21 protein-coding genes are annotated in these 18,990 nt (G+C 37.6%); 10 read left to right on the top strand and 11 right to left on the bottom strand.

Features of this window, described 5'->3' with window-relative positions; translation table 11 throughout:
* Complete coding sequence (locus H4J52_RS18860) at positions 1–1,287, top strand: S41 family peptidase (RefSeq protein ID WP_182225385.1); 1,287 nt, start codon at positions 1–3, stop codon at positions 1,285–1,287.
* A 20-nt stretch (positions 1,288–1,307) separates the two neighbouring features.
* Here H4J52_RS18860 and H4J52_RS18855 read toward each other — a convergent pair whose 3' ends face one another.
* The gene (locus H4J52_RS18855; RefSeq protein WP_182180837.1) at positions 1,308–2,132 is read right to left on the bottom strand and encodes a zinc-dependent peptidase; all 825 of its coding nucleotides are present in this window, start codon (positions 2,130–2,132) and stop codon (positions 1,308–1,310) included.
* A 332-nt stretch (positions 2,133–2,464) separates the two neighbouring features.
* On the opposite strand from H4J52_RS18855, the gene H4J52_RS18850 reads away from it, so the two are divergent.
* The 3 genes from H4J52_RS18850 to H4J52_RS18840 all read left to right on the top strand — a co-directional run bounded on the left by H4J52_RS18850 (position 2,465) and on the right by H4J52_RS18840 (position 5,779).
* Entirely contained in the window at positions 2,465–4,624 is a 2,160-nt protein-coding gene (locus tag H4J52_RS18850; RefSeq protein ID WP_182225384.1) for a S46 family peptidase, read from the top strand.
* Between the two features lie 70 nt (positions 4,625–4,694).
* Entirely contained in the window at positions 4,695–5,138 is a 444-nt protein-coding gene (locus H4J52_RS18845; protein WP_182180841.1) for a disulfide bond formation protein B, read from the top strand.
* A complete protein-coding gene (locus H4J52_RS18840) occupies positions 5,135–5,779 on the top strand; it encodes a thioredoxin domain-containing protein (RefSeq protein ID WP_182180843.1) in 645 nt (214 codons plus the stop codon). Before H4J52_RS18845 ends, H4J52_RS18840 begins: the two co-directional genes overlap by 4 nt.
* 126 nt (positions 5,780–5,905) lie before the next feature.
* Here H4J52_RS18840 and minE read toward each other — a convergent pair whose 3' ends face one another.
* The 6 genes from minE to H4J52_RS20580 form a co-directional block, all read right to left on the bottom strand.
* Positions 5,906–6,184: a cell division topological specificity factor MinE gene (minE, locus tag H4J52_RS18835; RefSeq protein WP_182180845.1), complete on the bottom strand. Its 279-nt coding sequence runs from the start codon at positions 6,182–6,184 to the stop codon at positions 5,906–5,908.
* 1 nt (position 6,185) lies between these two features.
* Positions 6,186–6,995: a septum site-determining protein MinD gene (minD, locus tag H4J52_RS18830; protein ID WP_182180847.1), complete on the bottom strand. Its 810-nt coding sequence runs from the start codon at positions 6,993–6,995 to the stop codon at positions 6,186–6,188.
* Between the two features lie 28 nt (positions 6,996–7,023).
* Complete coding sequence (minC, locus tag H4J52_RS18825; RefSeq protein WP_182180849.1) at positions 7,024–7,737, bottom strand: septum site-determining protein MinC; 714 nt, start codon at positions 7,735–7,737, stop codon at positions 7,024–7,026.
* Positions 7,738–7,826: 89 nt separating this feature from the next.
* A complete protein-coding gene (locus H4J52_RS18820) occupies positions 7,827–8,108 on the bottom strand; it encodes a cell division protein ZapA (RefSeq protein WP_182180851.1) in 282 nt (93 codons plus the stop codon).
* Positions 8,108–8,380: a DUF904 domain-containing protein gene (locus tag H4J52_RS18815; protein ID WP_182180853.1), complete on the bottom strand. Its 273-nt coding sequence runs from the start codon at positions 8,378–8,380 to the stop codon at positions 8,108–8,110. Before H4J52_RS18815 ends, H4J52_RS18820 begins: the two co-directional genes overlap by 1 nt.
* Positions 8,381–8,650: 270 nt before the next feature.
* A complete protein-coding gene (locus H4J52_RS20580; protein WP_182180912.1) occupies positions 8,651–8,875 on the bottom strand; it encodes a GNAT family N-acetyltransferase in 225 nt (74 codons plus the stop codon).
* A 253-nt stretch (positions 8,876–9,128) separates the two neighbouring features.
* Between H4J52_RS20580 and H4J52_RS18805 the strand changes: the two genes are divergently transcribed.
* Positions 9,129–10,088 carry a DnaJ C-terminal domain-containing protein gene (locus H4J52_RS18805; protein WP_182225383.1) on the top strand — a complete coding sequence of 320 codons (960 nt, stop codon included), beginning with the start codon at positions 9,129–9,131 and terminating at the stop codon, positions 10,086–10,088.
* A gap of 527 nt (positions 10,089–10,615) precedes the next feature.
* On the top strand, positions 10,616–11,101 hold the full coding sequence (locus H4J52_RS18800) for a hypothetical protein (protein ID WP_404851991.1): 486 nt from the start codon (positions 10,616–10,618) through the stop codon (positions 11,099–11,101).
* Between the two features lie 49 nt (positions 11,102–11,150).
* On the opposite strand, the gene H4J52_RS18795 is transcribed toward H4J52_RS18800, so the two are convergent.
* Positions 11,151–11,933, bottom strand: coding sequence for a Crp/Fnr family transcriptional regulator (locus H4J52_RS18795; RefSeq protein ID WP_182180859.1), 783 nt, complete (start codon positions 11,931–11,933; stop codon positions 11,151–11,153).
* Between the two features lie 322 nt (positions 11,934–12,255).
* On the opposite strand from H4J52_RS18795, the gene dnaK reads away from it, so the two are divergent.
* Positions 12,256–14,148: a molecular chaperone DnaK gene (dnaK, locus tag H4J52_RS18790; protein WP_182180861.1), complete on the top strand. Its 1,893-nt coding sequence runs from the start codon at positions 12,256–12,258 to the stop codon at positions 14,146–14,148.
* A 117-nt stretch (positions 14,149–14,265) separates the two neighbouring features.
* Here dnaK and H4J52_RS18785 read toward each other — a convergent pair whose 3' ends face one another.
* From H4J52_RS18785 to ubiG, 3 genes are all read right to left on the bottom strand, one after another.
* Positions 14,266–14,574, bottom strand: a complete 309-nt coding sequence (locus tag H4J52_RS18785) for a YkgJ family cysteine cluster protein (RefSeq protein ID WP_182180862.1) — start codon at positions 14,572–14,574, stop codon at positions 14,266–14,268.
* A 150-nt stretch (positions 14,575–14,724) separates the two neighbouring features.
* Complete coding sequence (locus H4J52_RS18780; protein WP_182180863.1) at positions 14,725–15,102, bottom strand: PAS domain-containing protein; 378 nt, start codon at positions 15,100–15,102, stop codon at positions 14,725–14,727.
* A 571-nt stretch (positions 15,103–15,673) separates the two neighbouring features.
* Positions 15,674–16,471 carry a bifunctional 2-polyprenyl-6-hydroxyphenol methylase/3-demethylubiquinol 3-O-methyltransferase UbiG gene (gene ubiG / locus H4J52_RS18775; RefSeq protein ID WP_182180864.1) on the bottom strand — a complete coding sequence of 266 codons (798 nt, stop codon included), beginning with the start codon at positions 16,469–16,471 and terminating at the stop codon, positions 15,674–15,676.
* Between the two features lie 47 nt (positions 16,472–16,518).
* Between ubiG and H4J52_RS18770 the strand changes: the two genes are divergently transcribed.
* The 3 genes from H4J52_RS18770 (at position 16,519) to H4J52_RS18760 (ending at position 18,963) form a co-directional block, all read left to right on the top strand.
* Entirely contained in the window at positions 16,519–16,881 is a 363-nt protein-coding gene (locus tag H4J52_RS18770; RefSeq protein ID WP_182180865.1) for a DUF2237 family protein, read from the top strand.
* 201 nt (positions 16,882–17,082) lie between these two features.
* A complete protein-coding gene (locus H4J52_RS18765) occupies positions 17,083–18,276 on the top strand; it encodes a GAF domain-containing sensor histidine kinase (RefSeq protein ID WP_182180866.1) in 1,194 nt (397 codons plus the stop codon).
* Between the two features lie 111 nt (positions 18,277–18,387).
* A complete protein-coding gene (locus H4J52_RS18760) occupies positions 18,388–18,963 on the top strand; it encodes a DNA-J related domain-containing protein (RefSeq protein WP_182225382.1) in 576 nt (191 codons plus the stop codon).
* Positions 18,964–18,990 lie beyond the last annotated feature (27 nt).

Raw genomic sequence — 18,990 nt, 5'->3', positions numbered from 1 at the left:
ATGACTAAATATGGTGTAGCATTAGTATTATTTTTCAGTAACTTACCTGTCAACTCTGCTGTTATAGCAATGACCGTTGCCAAAACACCTGATGATAAGCAAAGGGTCATTATCGATAGTATATCGAAAAAATTAATCGATAATTATGTCTTCCCTGATGTTGCCAACAAAGTAGCAACACAGCTTTTATTGAATATCAATAATAATGAATATCTTGGCTATGATGAAAGTTTTATCTTTGCAGACAGACTAACTGATGACATTCAGGAAATAACGCAAGACAAGCACATCAGAGTTAAACTTCGTCAACCAGGTGTAACGATTAATACTAATGAAGATATTGAAAAACACTTTAGAAAAGTCGAAATACTCGACGGTAATGTTGGCCTTATTAGCTTTGATAAGTTTCCATCTGATCCAAAAGCTAAAGACATAATAGACCGTATTTTATTGCAACTAGCGGATGTTGATTCCCTGATTATTGATTTACGAAATAATCGAGGAGGAAGCGCAGATTTTGTTCGCTATTTTAGCAGCTATTTTTTTGATAAGAAGACACACCTTAATAGTATTTATTGGAGAGAAACAAATAAGAATGAAGAATATTGGACGGTTGATGATCTTCCCAGTGATAAAAGGCCCAATCTGCCCATCTACATTCTCACCAGTAAAAATACCTTTTCAGCCGCTGAAGGATTTTCATACCTCTTAAAAGTAAGAAAGCGCGCATACCTCGTAGGAGAAACAACAAAAGGAGGAGCCAACCCAGGACATTTTTTTGATTTACCCTCAAGGCTTTCCATTTTTATACCGACAGGAAGAGCGGTTGACCCTATAACAAAAACGAACTGGGAAGTTGTTGGTGTTGCACCCGACTTACCTGTTATTGCAGTATTAGCGTTTGAAGAGGCTTATGCGATGGCCAAATATTCAGCGATTGAATATAGAGTAAGCCAAGGTAAGGCAAAGCCTGAAGAAAAACACAGTAGTAAACATTACAAGAAAAATTATGGAAAATGGACACTCGCTCGGAATAACTGCCCATTAAAATACCGCTGGGCACAAGCAGAATACAATGACAGAACGAATAAGTATCAGTTTCCCTACCAAATAAAATACTACGGTAATGGTAGTGCAAATATAGAGTATCAGTTGGGAAATACTTCAGGAAAAATGACACATATTCAATACTTTAAAAGTAGAGAAGATGAAAAGTCAGGCATATCAATTGGCTTGAGTTCATTTAAAACACTCGATATTTTACAGTGTAAAATATTAAGCGATTAAAAGGTCAGCCATTACCGCCCCTATTTCCAGTGAAGCGGGTCAACGTGATAATAGTTTTTGAGTTGTTGATAAAGCACCGGATACTTGGCATTAAACTGATTAGCCTGTTCAAAAAAAACTTCACTGGTCACCGCAAAAAACTCAGCAGGATTAGTGGCGCCATAATAGTCAAATAATGAAGGTGCCCCGGTTTGTGCTTGTCTTTGAAGTTTTTCAAATTGTAAAGAAAAAGCGTCAGACCAAGCTTTGTAGTTTTGCCCTTGATATAATATTGGAGCACCATTAGCTTTACCATTTTCTTGGTCTAATTGGTGAGCGAATTCATGAATGACCACATTGCGTCCATCGTCAGGGATTTTTGCCCCCGCGAGGGTATCTTGCCAAGAGAGTACCACCTTACCAAAATCCCATGACTCACCTGCAAGTGCAACACTTTGCTGATACCTTAAACCGTCCGTCCCCATATTTTGTTGTTCTTTAATAAAAGCACTCGGATAAACAAGAATAGTCTGTAATTTAGGGTAAAAATTTGTCTTACGGTTAAGTAATAACAGACATGCTTGTGCAGCAATAGTGATCCGTATTTCATCAGTTATTTGAACCCCATTACAACCAACGAAGTTTTTTTCCGCCAAGAACACCTGAATATGTCGCTTTAACTGCAGTTGTAAATCTGTTGGCATTTGTCCAAAGTACGGCATTCTTTGCTGAATAATTTTTCGCCAAGACTTTTTAAATGGCTGACTTCTTATTTTTTCTCGCTGATACTCTCGCCAATAAGGCTTGGCAACGGAATAACCAATCAGTAAAACGCCTATAAAGATAGGAAGTAAATAAGACAACATAAAGAGCATTACCTGAGAGTATTTATCTTTAGATAGGTACGAAATAGTTAAATTTCAAGCGCTTGGTCATAGTGACAATGATGAATGCTCTATAATTAAGTGCTTAACTGCTGTGAAGCTCATAACAAAAAGCAAGTAGAATTAGGTATTATTTTCAGTAAACTATTGAAAAGTCGCTGTAAACATCAAGCTTTATCCTTAAAGTTATCTTTGGCATAATGTTCACCGTAAAAATAGATAAATATGTGGCTGCTAAATATTACTCAGTATTATCTGGCGACTCATCAATATAAAAACTATAACTATAAATTAATACAACCCAGAGAATTCTAATGAAAAAAACAACGATTTTATTATTAGCAATGGCTTCTACACTCGCCACGGCTGATGAAGGTATGTGGCAACCTCACCAATTGCCTAGCATTGCAAAAGAACTTACCCAAGCTGGCTTAAAACTAAACCCAAACGACTTAACCGATCTAACTGGCTTCCCTATGGGTGCGATTGTCAGCCTTGGCGGCTGTACCGCCTCTTTTGTTTCTGATAAAGGTTTAGTTGCCTCGAATCATCATTGTGTTTATGGCTCTGTTCAATACAACTCAACAGCAGAGAACAACTTACTCGCCAATGGTTTTCTAGCAAAAACCATTGATGAAGAGCTACCCGCGACACCCGGCAGTCGTATCTATGTAACAGAAGAAATCAATGATGTTACCACGTTAATTAAAGGCAGTATTACCGAGAACATGTCGGGCTCGGAGCGCTATAAAGCCATAGATAAAAACTCTAAAACATTAGTGGCTGAGTGTGAAAGTGATGACAAATATCGTTGTAATGTTGTTAATTTTCATGGCGGTTTAGAATATTATTTATTTAAACAATTAACGATTCGTGATGTTCGTTTAGTCCATGCTCCAGCAAGTAGTGTTGGTAAGTATGGTGGCGATGTTGATAACTGGATGTGGCCACGCCACACCGGAGACTATGGTTTTTATCGTGCATATGTCGGTAAAGATGGCCAACCCGCCGATTTTAGTAAAGACAACGTACCTTATGAACCAAAACATCACCTAAAAGTGAATAAAAGTAGTGTTGATGAAGGTGACTACATTATGGTGTTAGGTTACCCAGGACGCACCAATCGTTACCGCACTGCACTTGAAGTTGAGAACCAATTTACTTGGACTTACCCTAATGCTAAAAATTATCGTGAAGAGCTTATCGACTTAATTCATACCGAGTCTGCACCAGAAAGTGAAGCAAGAATAAAGTACGAAAGCACCTTAGCCGGCTTAGCTAACTACGCAAAAAATTACGGTAGCATGATAAAAAGCTACCACAAAGGCACAACGTTAGCCCGTAAACAGCAACTAGAACAAGACTTAAGCGCTTGGATCAATGCTGATAAAATGCGAAAAGCTAAATATGGCAACGCACTTACCGGCCTAAATAAGCTCCTAAAACAAAACCAAAAAACTCAAGCACGCGATCTAATTCTAGGTTATATGGCTTACAACAAAATGTTAAGCACCGCTTATCGTTTACATCGTTTAGCCGTAGAAAAAAACAAACCAAACGTAGCGAGAGAAAGGGGTTACCAAGAACGTGACCTTGCACGTTTTGAACAAAGCATGAAAACCTTTAATCGTCGATTCGACGCGAATATCGATCAAAAGATCTTATTCGCTATGTTGACACATTATGTTGAATTGCCTAAATCAGAACGTATTCTCGCCATCGATGAATTTTTTGAACTTGAACAAGGGCTAAATAAAAAAGCCTTAAGCACTAAGCTTGAAAAAATGTATCAAAGATCAACAATTGCTGACCAAGAAACTCGCCTTGCTTGGATGAATAAATCGGTAGCCGATTTTGAAAAAAGCTCAGATCCCTTTATTCAACTTGCCGTAAAGACTTTTTCTGTAAGAAAAGCACTTGAAGAAAAAGACGAAGAATTGTCAGGTAATATTCAAGCTTATCGTCCTAAGTATATGGAAGCGTTAATCGCCTATTTTAACGATAAAAAACTCCCCGTATACGCAGATGCTAACAGTACATTACGTATTACTTACGGTAACGTAAAAGGTTATTCGCCAGTAGACGGACTCACTGCAACACCTTTTACCACACTTGAAGGTATAGTAGAAAAAGACACAGGTATTAAACCCTTTAATGCCTCTAAAAAACAACTCGAGTTAATTAAGAGTAAAACTTACGGCGAATACGCTAAAAAAGAACTTGGCTCAGTACCGGTTAACTACCTAGGTACATTAGATATTACCGGTGGTAACTCGGGTTCACCTACGCTTAATGATAAGGCAGAGTTTGTGGGTTTAGTGTTTGACGGTGTTTATGAAAGTATTATTGGTGATTGGGATTACGACACTAAATTAAACCGATCGATTCACGTTGATATTAAATACATGTTATGGGTAATGGAGCATGTTGACGGCGCGACCAATCTTATTGAAGAAATGGATATCGTTGAATAATTAACTTAATTTTATTTGCCTTGAAAATCCGGCTTAGGCTGGATTTTTAACGTTAACTAAACGAGATTATATGAACGATTTATCTGCTAACAATACGTTATCCAAAGGTTGGTTGTTACTCTTTTCAGTTTGGGTACTTGCCACCATAAGCACGCTTGCTAGTTTATTTTTTAGTGAGGTTGTTAAACTCCCCGTTTGCTCTTTGTGCTGGTATCAGCGCATTGCTATGTACCCTTTGGTCGTTATTTTACCAATGGCCTTATTTCCATTCGACGCTAAAGTGACCCGCTATGCGAGTGTATTAGTGTTATTTGGCTGGCTAACCGCATTATTTCATGTGTTATTAGTGGCCGGTTATATTCCTAAAAGCGCACAGCCCTGCATACAAGATATTCCTTGTTCAGAAACGCATCTCAATGTTTTTGGGTTCTTAAATATGCCAATGATGTCTTTACTAACCTTTAGTCTCATGGCTTTATTATTATTTTTTATGACTAAATTGGAATCATCATGAATAAAAAAACACTTTTCATTAGCGCCAGCCTTATTATCCTTTTGGCTTTTATTGGCGCAGCAACAATATTTAAAGCAAACAATAGCCACCAGAGCGCTAAGGTTGAAAGCCTCGACATCGTTGAACGTATCGGCGCACCAATAAAAGGACCGTTAGAGGCAAAAGTGACCATTGTCGAATTTTTCGATCCTGCTTGCGAAACATGTTCAGCTTTTTACCCACTGGTAAATAATTTAATTAAACGCTACCCTGGTAAGATTAAGGTTATGATGCGCTATACCCCTTTTCATAAGGGATCAGATCAAGTGGTTAAACTACTCGAAGCCGCACACTTACAAGAACAGTTTTGGCCGGCAGTAGAAATTTTATTTGCCAAACAGCAAGCCTGGACTCGCCATCATGTTGCGCAACCACAAAGTGCTCGTGCGTTATTAAAGGACTTACCTTTAGATAGCGCACAGTTTATGCGTGATGTGAGTAGCGAAAACGTTAGCAAGGTTATAATGCAAGATATCAAAGACGGTAAAACCCTCGAAGTTCGAGCAACGCCGCAGTTTTTTGTTAACGGAAAACCTCTTGTTAATTTTGGCTACGAACAGTTAACTCAGTTAGTTGAAGAAGCCATCGCCGAAGCCTATTAACTTAATAGCTTAGGTTATCAATGGCTTTTTCAATAAAATAAAATGAAAAAGGCGGATATTCTATCAATGAATATCCGCCTTTTCTATGTTCAAGACCGACAGGTCATAAACGACATGAATAGAGGTTTAGTTCATACTGTGCTCGTCATTTAATTCGATGTTAAGCTCTAAGACGTTTAAGTCTCCACCTTTATTATCAAGGTTAATTGAAAAGCTTTCATCAGTTACCTTGATATACTTACGCAATACCTCAAGGATATCAGCAGTGAGTTGGGGCAAGTAATCTGGCTGTTTATTTCGACTATTGCGCTCATGAGCAACAATAATTTGCAGACGTTCTTTGGCCTTCGACGCTGTCGTTGCCTGCTTTTCTTTTTTACGTAAAAAATAATCCAGTAATGCCATGTTATCCTCCAAACATACGACTAAGAATGCCTTTTTTCTTGGCATGTAAAAATCTAAAATCAACCGTCTCACCCATAAGGCGATCAACCACATCCTGATACGCTTTTCCTGCATCACTTTCTGTATCTAAAATCACTGGCTCACCGGCGTTAGATGCCTTAAGCACCGCTTGTGATTCAGGAATGACACCTAACAAAGGTATCGATAGGATATCAACAACATCTTCAACACTCAGCATTTCACCATCGTCAACGCGCTTAGGCGAGTAACGTGTTAATAATAAATGTTCTTTAATAGGCTCTAAGCCAAGTTCTGCTCTGCGAGAGCGACTGGCTAACATACCTAAAATACGATCCGAGTCACGAACCGATGAAACTTCAGGGTTAGTCGTGACTATAGCTTCATCAGCATAATAAAGCGCCATCATAGCGCCTGCTTCAATACCCGCGGGAGAATCACAAACGATATAGTCATAGATTTTACCCAGCTCTTCAAGTACCTTACCGACGTTTTCTTTATTTAATGCATCTTTATCACGGGTTTGTGAAGCGGGCAATATAGATAAGCTGCTAACGCGCTTATCTTTAATTAAGGCTTGATTTAAGGTCGCTTCACCATTAATCACATTAACAAAATCATAAACAACTCGGCGTTCACAACCCATAATTAAATCAAGGTTACGTAGGCCAATATCAAAATCAATTAACACTACTTTTTGACCTTTTAACGCCAATCCAAGACCGATTGCCGCACTTGATGTTGTTTTGCCAACCCCTCCCTTTCCTGATGTAACAACTATTATTCGTGCCATAGACCGAATATCCTTTTTAAATTAAAAGTTAAATGAGTTTTGATGACGTGAGTTCGCTGTCAGTCAAATGTATATATGCGGGAGATCCCCAATATTGCTCCATTGATTCACTCAACCAATAGTTACCATTAATAGAGACCAATTCAGCCTCAAGGTTTTGGCAATATATTTGCGCCCGATGATGACCTGTTGCACCCGCAATGGCCCGACCACGTAACGAACCGTAGACATGAATATTACCATCAGCAATCACTTCAGCTCCAGCAGATACTGAGCCAATAACCACTAAATTCTGATCTTTAGCATAAACCTGCTGACCTGAGCGTATTTGCCCACGGTGTATTTTGTCGCTAAATAAATTACGTGCTGGTGTCTCTGTGACTATTTTAGTTTCTGCGGCTTCTGCTGAAATAGTGTTTTTTTCAACCGTATTCACTTTCGCCGTATTCACAAATGAAAAACCAAGTTCGCGGATCAACGTACGTTGCTCTTTTGATACCGTGCCAGTAAAACCAACAAAGGTAAAATTGAATGATTCAATTAACGTTTTTATCGCTTGATAATCAATTGAACCCTCTAACTGTTCAATACTAACCACGATGGGAACAAGATAAAAAAAATCGGGTGCTTGTGCGACTTTATCAGCTAAATCAGTACGAATATCCACTAACATTGACGTTTTTAAATGTAAAACAGACAAAGTAAAGCTCGAGCCTTTAAATTCGATGCTAGCATCAGCCATAGCGAAAATGTTCCTAAATATTAAATTAGCAGTATTACCACTATATTAACTCTCGCGCTGAGTGGCAATACTGAAAAAAGTAAAAGTGTCTATAAAGCGCTTTTTAATGTTGAAATTAGCGCTTCTTGTCCATGTTGGTAGCGTTCAATTTTGTTATTTGCCATTAATAATGAATAGCTTAAATTAATTGACGCCACTAATAAAGCACGCTCACTGCTAGCATTCCCTCTTTGCTGTTTAATGTCTTCACACATAACAGCAAGCTTGCTAGCGGCTTGCTTTAAATCCTCTGCTTGTTCAGCTGAGCAAGAAAACTGATGTTGCTTACCCATAATTTCAATGCTGATGCCGTTAGAGTCTTGAGTCAACATTAACTCAGCTCTTCTGCACTTTGTAATTTGTCTAATAAAGCGGTCAATACATTATTTGTTTGTTTCTGTTTTTCTTCACCTTCTAAGACTTCAAGCTGAAAGGTTTCATTTTCATCGACAAGCAAAGCTTTTTGCTCTGCTAATTCTGCTACTTGCTGAGCTAAGCCTGCTTTTTGCTCTGTTAGTTCTGCTACTTGGCTTTTTAATTGGTTATTTTTATCAATGATTTTTTCGATCAGTTGTTCGAGTTGTGGGAGAGTATTTTCGTTCATAAGGCGCTCTGGTTAACTGTACTAATTAAGGGCGGCAAATTTAATATAAAGTGAGGCAGAATGCTACTATTTACGGCAATTATTGACTTAATTTATCTAACAACGACCAATGACAGAATAGATCAACAAATCACGCTCAAATAATGAGCATTAAAGTTAAAAATCAAGCAGAGCATTATTAGGATTTATCACCAAAACTGTCATTAATAACCACCAGCGCTTAAAGGTAAAACTATACGCTATAATAAAAAGCCTTCCCCCCCACTACTTTCAAATAAACAGATCGCTTGCTTGGGGATTTTTTTCAAGGTATTTAGTGATGTATGAACATTTTGCGACGGCTTTTTTATTCTCTTTTTTGATCTGTTTAAGAGCATCTTCTAAAAGTGTTTCAGCGAGAAATTTACCCGCGAGTGCCTCAGGAACAATCGTTTGCGTTAAGTGCAGATTGCCATTTTGATCATCATAAGTGATATAGGCAATATAACCATCAATGTAATATTCATACCAACATTCTTACGTGTTGTGTATCAGTGTGTAAGACATAATTCCCCCGTTAATATATTAATACAATCTACTGTTATATAAAAAGTAAGATGAAAATTAAATTGAACATCCCATATTTTCTCTAAATGTCACATTATTGACATTCATCATTTTTATTTATGCTTATAATAAAGTCATAAAATGGAACTATTATAGATGAACCCAATAATCATTGGCTGGTTTATCTGCACAGGAGAACACGGTGGATTACAAAGATTACTACAAGATTATGGGCGTTGATAAAACATCGACCCAAGATAAAATTAAAACATCATATCGAAAGTTAGCACGAAAATTTCATCCTGATGTCAGTAAAGAGAAAGATGCAGAGACTCGCTTTAAAGACATAAATGAAGCCTATGACGTATTACGTGATAAAGAAAAGCGGGCAGCTTATGACCAACTGGGCAGTAATTGGAAAGCGGGCCAATCTGGCTTTACCCCGCCACCTAGGTGGCAAGAGCAATATCAACAAGGTAATGGCAGTTTTAATACTGATGGTCAAGGCGATTTTAGCGATTTTTTTGAATCGTTATTTGGCGGTGGCTTCAATGCGGGTCAACATTCACCGCGTGGTCATCAGCCTAAACAAGGGCAAAATAGTCATGCCAAAATATTAATAGATTTATCAGATACGTATACAGGCGTAACCCGAAGTTTTACGCTGCAAGATCAAATTGTAAATGGACAAGTACAATCAAAGGCGCGCACATTAAAAATTAAGATACCAAAGGGCATCAAACCGGGGCAAAAAATTCGTTTACAAAAGCAAGGAGATGCGGGTTTTAGTGACGCAAAAAATGGAGACTTATATCTTGAGGTAGGTTTTAATCCTCACCCGTTATATGTTATTGAAGGCGTCGATATTACCACCGAACTTACCATTACTCCATGGCAAGCAGCATTAGGTGAAAAAGTAAAAGTACCCACACCAACAGGTACAATTGATTTAACGTTACCTAAACTGGTGAGTAGTGGTGCTAAAATGCGTTTAAAAGGTCGGGGATTACCCAGCAAAATTCCTGGAGACTTTTTTGTAAAACTTAAAATTGCTTTTCCAAAAAGCTTGTCGCCAGAAGCAGAAACGCTTTATCAATCTTTAAAGGGATTAGCGACAAGTCATGATAAAACTGAAAATGCAAAGCAAAAAATTGATAGTTAACAGAAAAATGAAACGAATGGTCACTCACCATGAATTTTTAGTTCGCACGTTTAGTAAAGCGATAGAGTGCTAAGGACGTTATTTAAATTAGAATAGATCTCTGATACTTATTTTAATACTTTATTTTCTTAGCTGGCTTAAATAATTCCACACAAAAAGGGAGTGCAATAACATTAACAGCAATTAAAAGTAGATAATGAGTAACATTCATTGCATTATTCGTCGATAGTTATAGCCACAGCCTGTATTCGCTACTTAACCCCAACCATTCTTTTATCTTGTCATCATTACTTTGGAAATTTTTTATATTCATGATATTGCCTCGAAACTTATTTGTCCTTTTAATGTTAACAATATCTCAAAACAGTGCGGCTTTAGAGACCATAACCCTTGCCGTTGAAAATAGCTGGCCTCCTTATTAAGATGATGGTGGAATCGGCATTTCAAAAAACATTATTCAAGCAGCATATAACGCTGTAAACATTCGCGTTGAATTTATTGTTGTTCCATACGCTAGAGCACTAAAGATGACGAAGAATGGGCAAGTCGACGGCGCATTCAATGTGACAAAACAAAAAAGCACGATTGATCAATTTAATTTTGGTGAAATTCCTATTTTGCAAGCTAACGCATCATTTTATTATCACAATGACACCGTCATAAACTTCACCTCGGCAGATGAAATATCTAAAGAAATATCTGTTGGCGTAATTATTGGTTATGAGTACGGTGATAATTACGAGAAAAACAAAAATCGATTTAAAGAGATTAGAGTCGCGAATCAAACACAACTGATCAAGCTTCTAAAGAAGAAAAGAATAGATGTAGCCATTATGTTTGATGATGTTGTTACAAGTAAATTAAACGATATGGGGCTTCAACCCAACGACATAAGAAAAGGTAAGCTTCACCAAAAAAGTGATATTTATGTTGCTTTTAGTAAGTCAAAAAACACTAAACATGCTATGGAAATGCTCGACGAAGGCCTAGCAAAAACACACAACCCAAAATAATATCCCCGAAGGAAGAAAGGCAATGCTTTACGTTATTTATAAGTGACTGTTAGTTTTTATTTTGAGGTGGTGCATTATAAAAAGGTGCATTTGATAACGTTTCTGTGTATTTCGCTTCTTTTTCTAATGCTTCTAAATCTTTAATAATCAGTTGATTGCGTTTTTTATCAAGCGTTCCTGCTTTCTTCCAATGTTGTAACTGCTTATTTATCACTTGCCTAACTGAACCCGTCATCCGCGCCAAAGTTTCATCATTTAAACCGTTAACCAAATGATGTTCATGCTCTGCTTCTACCGTGCCGGTATAAAACTTAATTTTATTAATATGCTCTAAAATAATACGGCTTAAGCGTGTGGTAACATCATGTAAAATCAGGCTGCTGGCCTGCTGTTCTTTTTCACGCATTTTTTTGGCTAAATAAGGCATAAATTGCTGGTTAAACTCTGGATATGTCCACAGCCAATGGCGCATCGTTGAAAGTTTAACTGACAATAACTTTACCGTGGTTAAAGGAGAAACAATGACCTCATGTGGTTGATCGTCTAACAGCACCATTAAGTCAAAACAATCGCCGGCATAAAGCATATCTAGAGTGGCTTCTCTGCCTGTCTCAGGATTACTTTGTTTGATTTCTAAACTGCCATCAATAACGACAAAAAAACGCTCGGTAAGTAACGCAGGATTAAAGTAATCACCTTTGTGCCATTCATCAAGCTGAAATTCTTGTTGAAAGTCTTCAATTAATTTTGTTGGTAAGTCTGCAAAAATATTAGCTTGCTTGACTAAAACAGGACTGGCTTTTTGAGGTAAATGAGTAACATCTTTATTCATGAAGGTAAAATTTAAGCCGTGGTGTTCACAAGTGTTTTTATTCTACCCCCTTGTCTGTATATAGCAAAAGCTAATGTTAATTTTAAATTTAAAACGATTAAAAATACAAAATGATCATTACTGTCATATTTGTGACAGAAGCCTTTTATTCACTTATGTATTATAGCGTCACTGAACAAACAACCAAGCTTAAACCATCAATGTTAGTCGGCTTATCCAAGGTTGTTTATAAGGTTTATACGGTCAAACTGCTTACGGGATAATTGCCATAAAGCAGCAGACTTTTTTATTAAACCCTTTTTTTAAATAATAGGTAATTATTATGTCGAAGATTATTGGTATAGATTTAGGTACAACAAATTCATGTTTAGCGGTTATGGAAGGGGGCGTTGCTAAAATTATTGAGAACGCAGAAGGTAGCCGCACAACGCCGTCAATTGTTGCTTATGCAAACGATGAAACATTAGCGGGCCAACCGGCAAAAAGACAAGCCGTTACTAACTCTAAAAATACCTTATTTGCGATTAAACGTTTAATTGGTCGTAAATTTGATGATAAAGAAGTACAAAAAGATATTAAGTTAGCCCCTTATAAAATTGTAAAAGCAGACAATGGTGATGCTTGGGTTGAAGTTAATGGTAAAAAATTATCACCACAAGAAGTATCAGCGCAAATTTTACGTAAATTGAAAAAAGATGCTGAAGCCTATTTGGGTGAAACAGTAACCGAAGCGGTTATTACCGTACCCGCTTACTTTAATGATTCACAGCGCCAAGCAACAAAAGATGCCGGTAAAATTGCCGGACTTAACGTAAAACGTATTATCAATGAACCAACGGCGGCGGCATTGGCCTACGGCGTTGATAAAAACAATAAAGCTGACCAAAAAGTGGTGGTTTATGATTTAGGTGGCGGTACCTTTGACATTTCAATTATTGAAATTTCTAATGTAGACGGCGAAAAACAATTTGAAGTGTTAGCAACCAACGGTGATACCTTTTTAGGAGGCGAAGACTTTGATTTACGCCTGATTAACTACCTTGCTGATGAATTTAAAAAAGAAAGCGGTATTGATATTCACCAAGACCCGTTAGCGTTACAACGTATTAAAGAAGCGGCTGAAAAAGCAAAAATAGAGTTATCATCAGCACTACAAACTGACGTGAACTTGCCGTATGTTACCGCTGATGCTAGTGGCCCTAAACATTTAAATGTGCAAATTACCCGAGCAAAATTAGAGTCTTTGGTTGATGACTTAGTTAAAAAGACTATCGCTCCGTGTGGCCAAGCACTTAAAGATGCTGGCTTAAGTAAAGGTGATATTGACGAAATTATTTTGGTGGGTGGTCAATCACGTATGCCAAAAGTACAAGAAGCTGTTAAAACCTTCTTTGGTAAAGAGCCACGTAAAGATGTTAACCCAGATGAAGCCGTTGCTATTGGTGCAGCAATTCAAGCGGGTGTGTTATCAGGCACGGTCGGTGATGTGTTACTACTTGATGTAACGCCATTGTCACTAGGTATTGAAACGTTAGGCGGTGTAATGACTAAGCTTATTGATAAAAATACCACGATACCAACACGTGCGTCTGAAACGTTCTCTACGGCTGAAGATAATCAAGCGGCGGTAACTGTGCATGTATTGCAAGGTCAGCGTGAAATGGCAACAGATAATAAATCGTTAGGTCAATTTAACTTAACTGATATTAATCCAGGCCCTCGTGGCTCAGTACAAGTTGAAGTCACGTTTGATATTGATGCAGATGGTATTTTAAATGTCTCAGCGAAAGATAAAGCAACGGGTAAAGAGCAAAGCATTAAAATTACCGCATCAAGTGGTTTAACTGAAGATGAAGTTAATCGCATGGTCGATGAAGCTCACAAGCACGCAACGGAAGATAAGCAGAAACGTGAAGTAGTTGAACAACGCAACCAAGCAGATCAATTGATTCATACGGTGCAAGCGTCAATATCCAGCTTGAGTGAAGATCAGCAAACCGAGCTTAAAACATTAATTGAGCAACTAAAAATGGCGGTTAATGGCAATGATAAAGCGGCGATAGCAATGCGACAAAAAGCATTACAAGAAGCGCATAGTAAAATAATGCAAGCTTCGCAAGCACAAACAGAGCAGCCTCACGGTGAAGCGGCTAATGACCGTACTAAAAACGAAGATGTTATTGATGCTGATTTTGAAGAAGTCAGTAATGGATAAGCTGTAAATACTCACTGATAAGGTAAATGAGATACCACTTAATTTTAAAAAATTCGCATAAAATCAAAACCCCTAATATTAATTATTAGGGGTTTTTTATTGCTATAAGATCAGCGTTCAATTGTTTACAGAGGTATAGAGTTTTTCTGTTCTTTCGTCGATACATTCATATGAACCCATCTCAAACTCTCGACAAACCCAAGGTCTGTTTTCATAGATAGAACACAATAATGTATCTCGATTGAGCGCTGAGCAGAGACCATCATCTAGACGTAACATTGATTCATGGCCATGGTCATCAATATAGATATGCCGATGAGGCACACCAGTATCAGAAATAATTCGAACTTCTAAGCTGCAGCAACATGCCTGACAATTTGCACAGGTGACTTGGGGAACGGGAATGTTTTTTACTTCAATGTTCATAATAAATAATAAATAATAAATAACAATAAATTTAATAGTGCATAGGATACGCTAAACGCTTAAGGTTCTCGAGCGAATAGAGACTGAACCGTCTCATAATGGACAAAAAAGTGAGCAATAAAATATATCTATGAACGAACATAGCAAAATTTAAAAATCAAAATGCTTAAAAAACACCTCATAAATAACTTTTTCAACTTCAGTTCCATAACAACGCGTATGTTTAAACTCTCCACCCTTTTCATAAACACTTGAGTTGTAAATAATATATTTAACGTCATTTTTACCTTGCACCCTTGCGGGGTAATTCTTCAAAATATCAAAACGACTTAAACGCTTCATCATGTCAGATAAGCAGCTCTCGTCTATCTGAAACTCTGATACGTGATGACCTATATACTCATTTTTTTCATATCCTAGCACCTCAAGCTCACACTCATTGGCATAAACAATAATACCGTCTGGCGAGACAGCATGAATACCTATTGATGAGTTATAAATAAAATCTTCTGGATTTTCAGTAAACATAAAGTCACCTAACACCTGATAAAAGGTGTAAATAGTTAGCAAGTTCAGTGAAGGATAAAACCTATACCTTCAGTTCATCAATACTTAAGCGTAGTGCACGAAGCCCAAATCGACTAGTAGTGATGGCTTAACGCACTTTTTATAGTACAGGGTTACATCCAGCAATTGCTACAACCGAGACAATAGACGATTTTCACTTTGCTTTCTTGTTACTTTACAGTAACTTTACAGTAACTTAGCATGACATAATAGGGCGTAAGTAAAGTAATGTGAATTTTTCATTTATGACGATATTAACTTTGGTGGATAAGTCGCTATAAAAATAGAAGCTTCAAATCAGCTATTATTTTGTCATATGACGTAGCGTTTAAAAAATTTTCACTAAGAACAGAGATTACCTTTGCTATAAAATCGTTAGCTATGCTGCATGAAGCCTAAAAAACACCTCACTTTAATGCTAACCACGTTGCAGAATAGCCTGCACCAATGTCATTGCATTAAAAATTAAGCGTATTTATAACCTGTTAATAGTAAATATTGTCAGTCAGTTAACTATTTACAGATTAACAGTCTAACCGGTCGCTAATTTTTTATAGAGTTGCACATAGTTGACCTCAAGACTTGCGGTGGTTTTCCATGTTTTAGTCACTAAACTATACGACATGCCCATTTCTGTTATCAACTGCATACCCGCCATTGAAGCCATATTATTCAATTCAACAGGGGTTACAAAGTCACGCCAACGGTGCGTACCAATAGGTAAATAACGCATTATATATTCGGCGCCAACAATCCCAACCAGGTAAGATTTACACGTACGATTGAGTGTCGCCATAATGACACAGCCATTGAAATTACATAATTGACTACATTCTTTTACCAAATTTTTCTTATTCGGGACATGCTCTATAACTTCAGCATTAATGACAACATCGTAACGGTTCTGGTCGTTTGTGCTCGTGTGGTGCGCATGCTCATGACGATATTCAATATCAAGCTGAGATTTCAGCGCATGACGCTTCGCAACTTCAATACTCATCTCACTCACATCGATGCCTACTACGCTAGCACCTGCTTTTGCCAAAGGCTCACAAACCAAGCCTCCACCACAACCCACATCTAAAATATGTAAGCCTTGCAGTGGCGCATCGTTTTTGGGATCTCGGTCGTAGAATAAGCATATTTGCGCTATAAAATACTCGACACGAGCGCGATTAAATTCAAGTGCGGTCTTGTACTTACCATTTGGATCCCACCAACTCTCTGCCAATTTATCAAATTTGGCTATTTCTGCAGGACTAAAATTCCCAACAGAAGTGCGTTCAGTGCTATCATTTGGAATCGAGTTAAGCTTACTTTTGTCTAGCATAGTAGGTCTTCCATTTCATTTAACGTTCATTAATACGAGGCACCTTCATGGATAATCAATTCAATGTATTAGGTACAAATTTACAGTTATGTTGTAGTAATACGGGCTATACCCGAAAAGGGTTTTGTTATGTACCAGAATCAGACTTTGGCAACCACAGTGTTTGTGCAATTATGACTGATGAATTCCTGCAATTATCAAAAGCACAAGGCAATGATTTAATCACTCCTAACCCTATGTATGACTTTCCAGGCTTAAAAGCCGGTGATAAATGGTGCTTATGTGCTGTTCGATGGTATCAGGCGATTGCCGCTAATGCTGCTCCTCCTATTGTGCTTGAGGCAACCAACCAAAAAGCTTTGGCTGTGGTGTCTTTAGATATTTTAAAAGCCCATGAGTATAAAGGTTAATAATAGTACAGAGCGAACCAAACAGTCACATTAATTAGGCCTATCGATTGCCTTAGTGAATTGTTAACTTACTCGGCAGTCGTTTGACGTTTAACAAATTATGCTAAGTTCAATAAATTCAGCAAATTCAAGTTATAATGTTACGATTAACAGCTAATTATCGTCTAGACTTAGTTAATACACAGTAAGGATTTGAGCATTATGATAAGTGCCGGGCTGCACCCTAAAGAAACACAACGTATTGATGAGTTACTTCGCTACGAAGTATTGGATACTGAAGACGAGAAAGCACTCGATGAACTGACTCAGTTAGCGAGTGCAATTTGTGGCACATCTATCTCACTTATCTCGCTTATAGATAAAGACCGTCAGTGGTTTAAATCTCGCGTAGGACTTAATGCACCTGAGACACCAAGAGAAATAGCTTTTTGTTCGCATGCGATTTTACAAGACCAAATATTTGAAATACCTGATACCTTAGAAGATAAACGCTTTATTGATAACCCACTTGTAACTGGTGCACCCGATATTCGCTTTTATGCGGGCGCGCCACTTGTCAGTACAAATGGTTTGCCTATAGGTACTTTGTGCGTTATTGATACTGCTCCTAAAAAACTAGATGAAAAACAGCAATTAGCATTAACCACATTGGCTAAACAAGTGGTTAGTCAACTGGAACTGAGGCTTCGTAATCGCCAGCTATTGCGCATGCAAAAAGATCAAGAAAAAATATTTGCTGTAATGTCTCATGATTTACGGTCCCCTTTTAACGGGATTTTGGGGCTATCAAAAATTCTCCATCAAAACGCTGACACACTTGAGCCTGAGCTTATCGCTGAAATGGCAAACGGTATTTTAGAGTCATCTCTGACTTTCTATCAATTATTAGACGAAATTTTACAATGGTCACGAAATCAATTAGGTGCGATTCATGTTGAGTTAAAAGCGACTGCTTTAAACCCGCTGATAACAGAAACGCTCGATTTAATGAAAGAGAACTTTATCCTAAAAAAACTTACTATTAAACACGAAAAAAATGAAGATACACAGGCTATGGCAGATGTTAATTTAACTAAAACTATTCTTCGTAATTTACTGGCAAACGCAATCAAATACACGCCAGAGCAAGGTAATATACATATAAAAACACAAACTATTAAGGGTGAAGTTCAACTGATCATTACGGATACGGGACAAGGTATTCCACTTGATATACAAAGCGGGTTATTTAGTGAGAGTGTCGCGAGCAACCATGGTACTCAAGGAGAATTAGGTCACGGTTTAGGGTTAAGTTTATGTGGTGATTTTGCCCGTAAACAACAAGGCTACTTATCATTAGACAAAGAGTATAAAGACGGCGCTAAATTAATACTCAATTTCCCTCGTATTTCTTAATGATAAGAATAGAAATAGGTCGAGGTTTATTATTGTGAGCCCTTTTCTCTGGCTAAGTTACCTTCCGCTACAAAGAAGGTTCAACAACAAATCAACCGTAAACCAACGCCAATGATTAATCCGTTAATTATTCCGATATTGGGATATTTAAGACAACAGAATAGTTCATGTTCGTTGCTTGATTTGGTCACACTTTGTCATCAGGACTTTTTATTGCTTATTGGTAAGGATGTCGACCATCAGGTTGTTATTTTCCAAAAGAATTTTTTTGTAATGAATGCGCTTTATCAAATTCAACGATACATTCAAACCGAGGGGTTTATACTCACAATTCTTCCGTTAGCAATCTCTATGGGGCCAAATTCCACTGATAGTGCTAATGCCTTGACCACCCGCGATACTGAACTCGCCAGCTACTATTTAGACTGGTCTAATTTGAATAACATCACCGTTGAAGAAGTCGAAACACTTTTTTCAAGTTTTTGGCAAAGGTATCGTGAGATAGATAAGGTTGATGCTGCTCTGATGACCTTAGGGCTAGATAAAGACGTGAATTGGTCTAAGATACGTAAAGCTTACCGTAAAAAAATCACCCTTAGTCACCCTGATAAAGGTGGATGCGCAGAAGACTTTATTGAAATCCGCACAGCCTATGAAGTGTTAAGTTTTAGTTATCGTGGAACTTAACGCTAAAAAAGCAGAAAGTAACATTGT

Source organism: Colwellia sp. MB02u-14, assembly GCF_014076915.1.
Lineage (GTDB): Bacteria > Pseudomonadota > Gammaproteobacteria > Enterobacterales > Alteromonadaceae > Colwellia_A.
The sequence above is the reverse complement of the archived record's forward strand: the minus strand, read 5'-3'. Positions and strand labels throughout refer to the sequence as shown.